This window comes from Frateuria sp. (assembly GCF_013362045.1).
Taxonomy (GTDB): Bacteria; Pseudomonadota; Gammaproteobacteria; order Xanthomonadales; family Rhodanobacteraceae; genus Frateuria_A.
The window spans coordinates 1-8,423 of the sequence record NZ_JABFWW010000115.1; the positions used below are offsets into that span (position 1 = coordinate 1).

The 8,423-nt window shown below is 68.0% G+C and carries 5 protein-coding genes; all 5 read left to right on the forward strand.

Features of this window, described 5'->3' with window-relative positions; translation table 11 throughout:
- On the forward strand, positions 1-1,007 hold a 1,007-nt coding region (locus tag HOQ08_RS05295; RefSeq protein ID WP_291192333.1), incomplete at its 5' end, for a leucyl aminopeptidase family protein.
- Positions 1,008-1,167: 160 nt separating this feature from the next.
- The gene (locus HOQ08_RS05300) at positions 1,168-1,350 is read left to right on the forward strand and encodes a hypothetical protein (RefSeq protein ID WP_291192334.1); all 183 of its coding nucleotides are present in this window, start codon (positions 1,168-1,170) and stop codon (positions 1,348-1,350) included.
- A 253-nt stretch (positions 1,351-1,603) separates the two neighbouring features.
- Entirely contained in the window at positions 1,604-4,492 is a 2,889-nt protein-coding gene (locus HOQ08_RS05305; RefSeq protein ID WP_291192335.1) for a TonB-dependent receptor, read from the forward strand.
- A 109-nt stretch (positions 4,493-4,601) separates the two neighbouring features.
- Entirely contained in the window at positions 4,602-6,452 is a 1,851-nt protein-coding gene (locus tag HOQ08_RS05310) for a sulfotransferase family protein (RefSeq protein ID WP_291192336.1), read from the forward strand.
- A gap of 87 nt (positions 6,453-6,539) precedes the next feature.
- Positions 6,540-8,282 carry a M1 family metallopeptidase gene (locus HOQ08_RS05315; protein WP_291192337.1) on the forward strand — a complete coding sequence of 581 codons (1,743 nt, stop codon included), beginning with the start codon at positions 6,540-6,542 and terminating at the stop codon, positions 8,280-8,282.
- Positions 8,283-8,423: the final 141 nt, after the last annotated feature.

Genomic DNA, 8,423 nt, shown 5'->3' on the forward strand with positions numbered 1-8,423 from the left:
CGGCTGTGCTCGCGGTGCCGGCCGCCGACCTCGCCGCGCTCGCGCCGCTGGTGGAGGCCACCGCGCGCGTGCGCGACTTGGTCAACACGCCCACCGTGGACATGGGTCCCGAGCAGCTCGCCGATGCGGTCAAGCAGCTCGCCAAGGCGCACAAGGCGAAGCTGCGCGAGTGGGTTGGCGACGAACTACTCAAGGCCAACTTTCCCACCATCCATGCGGTCGGCCGCGCCAGCCACCGTGCGCCGCGGCTGGTCGAGCTTTCCTGGGGCAAGGGCTCCGACCCGAAGCTGGTGATCGTGGGCAAGGGCGTGTGCTTCGATACCGGCGGGCTCGACCTCAAGCCCTCCGACGGCATGCGCAACATGAAGAAGGACATGGGCGGCGCCGCGCACGCGATCGCCCTGGCCGGTCTGGTGATGCAGGCGCAGCTGCCGGTGCGGCTGACCCTGCTGGTCCCCGCGGTGGAGAACGCGGTGGCCGGCAACGCGATGCGCCCGGGCGAGGTGATCACCACCCGCGCCGGCCACACCGTGGAGGTCGACAACACCGACGCCGAAGGCCGCCTGATCCTGTGCGACGCGATCGCCTATGGCGCCGAGCAGCAGCCCGACCTGCTGCTGGATTTCGCCACCCTGACCGGCGCCGCCCGCGTGGCGCTGGGGCCGGACCTGCCCGGGCTGTTCGCCAACGACGACGCTGCCGCCGAGGCGCTGCTGGAGGCGGGCCGCGCGGTGGCCGATCCGCTGTGGCGGCTGCCGCTGTGGCGGCCGTACCGCAAGCTGCTCGAGTCCTCGATCGCCGATTTCGCCAACGCCGGCCCCTCGCGGCATGCCGGCGCGATCACCGCGGCGCTGTACCTGGAACGCTTCGTACCCGACGGCCTGTCCTGGCTGCACCTGGACACCTACGCCTGGAACGACGCCGATCGCCCCGGCCGCCCGCGCGGCGGCGAGGCGATGGGCCTGCGCGCCGCGTTCGCGTTTCTGCAAGGCCGCTACGCGCGCTGATCTGCTGGCCCGTCCGACTGGGCCGGACGGACGATGCTGGCGCGTGATCGCGCTCGCGTGCTTGCCCCGTGCGCTCCGCGCATGAAGGCATCGATGGATGGCCCGCCAGGCGCGCGGGCCACGAGCTGCCGCGTGCAGGCGCTCGCGGCGTTGCGGCGCCGTGCTCGCCGAGCAGGCGTTTGCGCGCCTGCCCGGGGTCCGGCCCGATGACGTCGAGGCGCTCCAGTTTCTCGCTTCCTGCCAGCTTGATCGGCGAAATGTGGCGTGCGCGATCGAGTGGCTGCCTGCCGCCGACCTGATCACCGCCATCGGCGACTTCAATCGGTCCGCGCCAAGACCCTAGCTCATCGGCAGATCAGCATGCTGTGCTGCGCGGTGCCCGATCGGTCGGGCAAGTGCGCTGGCGTCGGCAAGCGGATTCGCGCCGCCTTGTTCTGATGACGGCTAACACCCGGCCGCGAACGAGGCCAGGCGGACTTCGCTGCACCATGACTGGGGGCAGGGGCACTTGCTTGTTAAACAGTTGTTGTAGGCATACTCCGCACGCTTGGAAAAGAGCATGGGGAAGCAGGGGTCCACCTCACCGAGGAGAACACATGAAATACGACTTGAATCACTTGTCATTGGCGGTGCGTCTGGCGTTGAGTGCGGGAATTTTCTCGGTGGCGGGGATGGCTCAGGCGCAAGTGTCGACGCCGGACAATCCGCAGTCGACCGATCAGTCGGCGCCCGCCGACCAGGCACCGCCGTCCAAGAAGAATGCCAAGACCCTGCAGTCCGTCGTGGTGACCGGCTCGCTGATCAAGCGCGTGGACATCGAGACGGCCAGCCCGGTGGTGACGCTGGATCGCGCCACCATCACCAATTCGGGCAAACCCGTGCTGGGCGACGTGCTGCAGCAGATGCCGAGCATCTCCGGCAACGCCACCAACCCACAGAACAACAGCAACGGCGGCGGCGTGGCCAGCCCCTTGCTGGAAGCCGGCGACGGCGCGTCGCGCGTCTCGCTGCGCGGCCTGGGGATCAGCCGCACGCTGGTGCTGGTCGATGGCCAGCGCATGTCCAACCCGGACATCAACCTGATCCCGCCGGACATGATCGAGCGGGTCGACGTGCTGGCCGAGGGCGCCTCCACGGTGTACGGCTCCGACGCCATCGGCGGCGTCGTCAATTTCATCCTGCGCAAGAATTACAAGGGCGCGCAGTTCAGCTTGAACGACGGCATCTCCAGCCATGGCGATGCCAAGCGCCACGGCTTCAACCTTACGGCAGGCACGACGGGCGAGAACTACAGCATCGCCGGCGGCATCGACTACAACAAATACGACGAGACGCTCGCCGCCAGGCGCAGGTTCTCCAGGCAGCAGTTGTACCTGTCGAGCGGTGCCGTGGTGGCCGCCGGCTCCAGCTCGATTCCGACCGGCCGAATCCAGTTGCCGGCATCGATCGCCAGCCAGTACGGCTGCACGATCAATTCGAGCGGCACCGCCAACGTGACCCTGGCGCAGGGCGACGGGTCGTCCCAGGCTGACTACCGTTGCCGTCTCGCCTCGGATACCTACAACTATGCGGCGCTCAACTACATCCAGACCGCGCAGAAGCGCACCAACGGCTTTGTCCTGGGCACCCTCAACCTCACCGACAACCTGACCGCCTTCGTCGATGCGTTCTACAACCACACGGTGTCCAGCGGACAGGATGCGCCCTCGCCGGTGGGCACCGGCGACGGCCTGATCATCCATTCCAGCAACCCAATCAATCCGTTCGGCATCACCTTCAGCCAGAACCCCGTCCCCGGCGACCCGAACAGCGGCTACAACTTCCAGACCCGCCTCACCGGCGCCGGCACGCGCGTGCACAGCTACACCACCAACACCGGCCAGATCAACGCGGGGTTGCGCGGCCAGTTCGGCCAGACCAGCAGCTGGATCTGGGACGCATCGGTCAACTACAGCCACACCAAACGCGACCAGCGCGACACCAACGAGGTGGACATCCCCTCGTTGCAGGCCGCCGTCGACGGTGGCGCGAACATCTTCAACCAGGCCAGCGTCGGCGACCAGTTGAAGAACGGCGTGAAGACGCCGATCTACGTCTTCACCCAGTCCACCAAGCAGGCCCAGGTCGATGCCAGCGGCGAGCTGTGGGATCTGCCCGCCGGCGCGGTGCAGCTCTCCGTCGGCGCCTTGTACCGCAAGCAGTTCATGAACTACACCGTGAGCGACTTTGCCGTGCTCAATCCGGTGACCACCACCTGCCAGATCCTGCAGGAGGCTTGCGGCTCGCCCGGACGCGGCAGCTTCAACGTCAAGGAAGTCTTCGCCGAGACGCTCATCCCGTTGCTCTCCGACCTGCCATGGGTGCGCTCGCTGAACGTCGACCTGGGCGTGCGCAGCTCCAACTACAGCACCACCGGCACCACCACCAACGGCAAGCTCGCGATCGAGTGGCGCCCGACGGACGACCTGCTGGTACGCGGCACGGTCTCCCAGGTGTTCCGCGCGCCCAACCTCAATGAACTCTACGACGGCCGCACGCTGGTCCAACCGAACTTGAACGATCCCTGCGTCGGACTCACCGCGGCGGAACTCGCGGCGCATCCGGTGGCCTGCCAGTACGTTCCCGTGAACTGGGCCGGCAACTCGCCGGCGCAGGTCAACACGTTCTACTCCGGTGCCGCCACGGTGGGCGCGTCGCTGAAGCCGGAGAAGGGCAAGTCCATCGACCTGGGCCTGGTCTACGATCCTGACTGGCTGCCGGGCGTCTCCACCAGCCTCGACTTCTGGCACATCTACCTGTCCGACACGCTGACGGCGATCCAGGCCGATACCGTCGTCAGCTCCTGCTTCAACAACAGCGCCAGCCCGTACTGCTCGTTCATCCACCGCGAGGACACCACCAGCCGGCAACCGGGCCAGGTGTTCCTGATCAACACCCCGGTGGTCAACCTGGGCAACCTGAGCACCACCGGCATCGACTACACGCTGCGCTACAAGGTCCCGCATTTCAACGTGGGCAGCATGGATCCGGGCAACTTCCGGGCCGGCCTCAGCACCAGCTATACCTCGACGTACAACGTCAACGCCACGCCCGGCGAACCGGGCGCGAAGACGATCAACTACGCCGGCACCTTCACCCCGCAATTCGGCAACATCTCGCGCTGGCGCGGCACGGTCACGCTCAACTGGGACAAGGGCAACTGGAACGCCCAGTGGCAGTCGCGCTACATCAACAAGCTGACCGCCCTCAACGCCGACGCCGCCATCACCGGCGTGAACATCCCGGTGGCCTCGGTGATCTACCACTCGATCCAGCTGGGCTATGCGGTGCCCTCGATCCACACCCGCTTCGACGTGGGCGTGGACAACATCATGGACAAGCGGCCGCCGCTGCTCTACCAGAACGGTTCGAACTACAACGTGGATACCGCCACCTACGACGTGCTCGGCCGCTATTACTGGGCGCGTGCGACGGTGAAGTTCTGATGCGGTAAACGCCGACGAACGCCGCAAGGCGTGGTGGCACCCGAGGGGTCGCGGTAGCTTCCGCGACCCCTCTTGCATAATGCGGTCGCCCGACCGCGAGCGAGAGCGCATGCCCCCTCCAGCCACCGACCTCGCCAGCGCCATGGTCGGCGCCTATAACGCCGGCGACATGGAGCGCGTCATCGCGCTTGCCGCACACGCCGGCGACGGAGCTGACGAAGGCATCCAGCTGTTGCTCGGCGTGGCGCAGCAGGCGACCTGCCGCTACGACCAGGCCGCGACGACGTTTCGCCGACTGGCGCAGCGGCGGCCGGAGGTCTCCGCCTACTGGAACAACCTGGGCGTCGCCTGCCGGCTGGGTGGCGATATGGCGGCCGCCGAGCAGGCACTGTCCAGGGCAAGGTCGCTGGCGCCGGACGACGCCGACGTGCTCTACAACCTCGGCCTGCTCTACGCCCAGCAGCGGCGTTGGCCCTTGGCGCGGGAGATCCTGCTCGATGTGGCGGAACGCGCGCCGGACTTCATCGAGGCGCGCCTGCAGGCCGCGTACGCCTGCTACGTCTGCGGGGACAACACCTGCCAGGAGGCCATGCTGGCCGGGGCCGACGGCTGGCCCGCCCAACCGGCCGAGCAGGCCCTGATCCTGGCCGCAATGCTGTCGGCCCAGGGGGAGCCGGACGCGGCGCTACGCACGCTGGCCCGGGCGCGGTTGCCTGGCGGGCCCGCGGATGAGCCCACGCGGCTGCGCATCGCCGCCCAGCAGGTGCTGCTGCACGAACGCAACACCCAGCTCGATCAGGCGCAACGGGCACTGGAACGGGTGCCGCTCGCCGTACTCGACGCGCTGCCGCAGGACGCTGGCCAGGTGCGCGCCGACGGTTGGCGCGCGCACGCCGCGCTGGCCATGCGCGCCGGTGCCTGGGCCGATGCGGCGGCGCTGTACCGGCAGGCGCTTGCGTACGCCACCGACGACGAAACCCGTGCAAGCGCCGGGTTCGGCCTGGCCTCCGCGTGCGATCGGCTGGGCCAGCGCGCCGAGGCCTGGCAAGCCCTGGGCGCCGCGCACGCGGCACAACTTGAGATCGCACGCGAGGTGCTGCCGGAACTGCTGGCGCCCGACAGCCAGCCACTGCAGATGGCCGAGGTCGACCGCCCCGCGCACGCCCGCTGGAAACCGCTGCCCGCGCCCGACGGCCGGCAGAGCCCGGTCTTCGTGGTCGGCTTCCCGCGCTCGGGCACCACCCTGCTGGAGCAGATGCTCGATGCCCATCCGGACTTCAAGTCCATGGACGAGCGCGCCTTCGTCCACGAGCTGACCGAACGCATGGAGCAGGCCGGCCAGCACTACCCCGGCGACCTGGCGAACCTGACCGGGAGCGAGGCCGATCAGCTGCGCGCCGTGTACTTCCGGATGGTCGAGCGCGTGCTGCCGGATCGTGGGCAGCGCCAGCTGGTCGACAAGAATCCGCTCAACATGCTGTGCCTGCCGATGATCATGCGGCTCTTTCCGCGCTCGCGCATCATCCTGTGCCTGCGCCACCCCTGCGACGTGCTGCTCAGCTGCAGCATGCAGCCGTTCCGCTCGCCGGCGTTCATGGTGCTGTGTTCGTCGCTGCAGCGCCTTGCGCAAGGCTATGTGCAGGCCTTCGAGCAGTGGTATCGGCAGGCGGAGGTATTCGGGCCGCGGGTGCTCGAGTGGCGCTACGAATCCGTGGTCAACGACGTTGACGGTCACCTCGCGCGCCTGGCTGCGTTTCTCGAAATCGCCGATGCGTCGCCCATGGCGCGCTTTGCCGAGCACGCGCGGAACAAGCGCTTCATCAGCACGCCCAGCTATGCCCAGGTCATCCAGCGCATCCATCCCAGGGCGGTCGGCCGCTGGCACGGCTACCGCGAACAGTTCGAACCGGTGCTGCCCCTGCTGCAGCCGCTGATCGATCGCCTCGGCTACGCCATCTGACTTACCCGCGGCAGCGGCATGACTTCTGGCGTTGTCGCGACGACCATGTACGCGGCATGCTGCCGGATTGCACCCAAGGAGCCGCCCATGCATCCACGCCCGTCCTTGCTGGCGCTCGGCGTCACGCTTGGCCTTGCCTGCGCGAGCGCGTCTGCGTCCGAGCCCGCCGCCGTCGAGCAGCCCAAGCTCACCGCGCAGACGCTCGACTCCGGCGGCACCATGCCGGCCGAGCAGGCGCGCCTGAACTTCGACCACGCGGAGCTGCACTTCACGGTCGACCCGGCCAGGCGCCACCTCGATGGCGAAGCCACGCTGCGCTTCACGGCGCGCGAGGCGACCGACGTGCTGTTGCTGGACCTGGACCGCAACCTGCCCATCCGCCGCATCGCGATCGACGGCAAGCCGGTGGACAAGTCGGCATGGAGCAATCCCGACGGCCGCCTGCGCATCCGGTTGCCCAAGCCGCTGGCCAAGGGCGGCAGCGTCAGCACGACCATCGCCTATGGCGGCGAACCGCACGTGGCCAAGCGCGCGCCGTGGGATGGGGGCTTCGTGTGGAGCCACACCGACGACGGACAGCCATGGGTGGCGAGCGCAGTCGAAGGCGAAGGCTGCGACCTGTTCTGGCCCTGCATCGACCAGCCCACCGGCGAGCCGGACCTGGTCGACACCTACGTCACCGTGCCCAGGGCGCTGGCTGCGCCGGGCAACGGCGTGCTCATCGACATCGAGGACCACGGCGCCACGCGCACCTGGCACTGGCGCATCAAGCAGCCGGACACCTACGCGATCTCCATCAACGTCGGCCCGTTCAAGGAGCTGAAGGGCAACTACGCCAGCCGCTACGGCAACACCATCCCGATGGAGCTGTGGTACCTGCCCGCGCACGAGGCCGGTGCCAAGGCGCTGTTCGCCGAGTTCCCGCGCATGCTCGACTTCTTTGAGCAGGAGATCGGGCCCTATCCGTTCGGCGACGAGAAGATGGGCGTGGTCGAGACGCCGCACCTGGGCATGGAGCACCAGACCCTCAACGCCTACGGCAACGGCTACCCCAAGAGCGAGTACGGCTTCGACTGGCTGCTGCAGCACGAGTTCGCGCACGAATGGTTCGGCAACCAGGTGACCAACCGCAACTGGGACGACATGTGGCTGCACGAGGGCTTCGGCACCTACATGCAGCCGCTCTACGGCCAGTACCTGGTCGGCGACATGGCCTACTTCGCCATGCTGCACACCGAGCGACTGTCGGTATCCAACAGGTCGCCGATCGTGTCGGGGCAACGCAGGACCGAGGAGCAGGTCTACGACGGCAAGACCGGCCCCGGCCTGGACATCTACTACAAGGGTTCGCTGGTGCTGCACACGCTGCGCGGGCTGATCGGCGACGACGCGTTCTTCGAGAGCGTGCGCCGGCTGGTCTATGGCCGCCCCGATCCCAAGCCCGGCAACTTCAAGCCGCGCTACGCGAGCACGCGCGAGTACATCGACATCGTCAACCAGGTCACCGGCAAGAACCTCCAGTGGTTCTTCGACGTCTACCTGTACGACGCCGCGCTGCCGAAGCTGGAAACCACCCGCCAGGGCGATACGCTGAGGCTGCATTGGGTGACCGGCCACGGCGAACCGTTCCCGATGCCGCTGGAAGTGCAGGTGGGCCATACGGTGCACACCGTGCCGATGGCCGATGGCATCGGCGAGCTCGCGGTACCGGCCGGCAGCCTGCTGGTGATCGACCCGCATTCGAAGGTACTGCGCGACATGCCGCACGTGGATGCGTTCCGGGCGTGGAAGAAGCAGCAGGCGCAGAAGAAGGACGGGAAGAAGGACTGACGGGCGGGGGGCTGTCGTTCGAGGCGGCCCTTCGACTTCGCTGCGCTACGCTCAGGGCGAACGGGTTGTTCGTGGCCCGACCTGCAAACCGGAACCCTCTCCAATCGGGAGAGGGCCGCTGGCAGGTGCGTGAGGGTTCGG

What these genes read in the sequence shown, in the direction of transcription:
- HOQ08_RS05310 (WP_291192336.1), top strand. Translation starts at nt 4,602, where the DNA reads ATGCCCCCTCCAGCCACCGACCTCGCCAGCGCCATGGTCGGCGCCTAT.
- HOQ08_RS05315 (WP_291192337.1), top strand. Translation starts at nt 6,540, where the DNA reads ATGCATCCACGCCCGTCCTTGCTGGCGCTCGGCGTCACGCTTGGCCTT.
- HOQ08_RS05305 (WP_291192335.1), top strand. Translation starts at nt 1,604, where the DNA reads ATGAAATACGACTTGAATCACTTGTCATTGGCGGTGCGTCTGGCGTTG.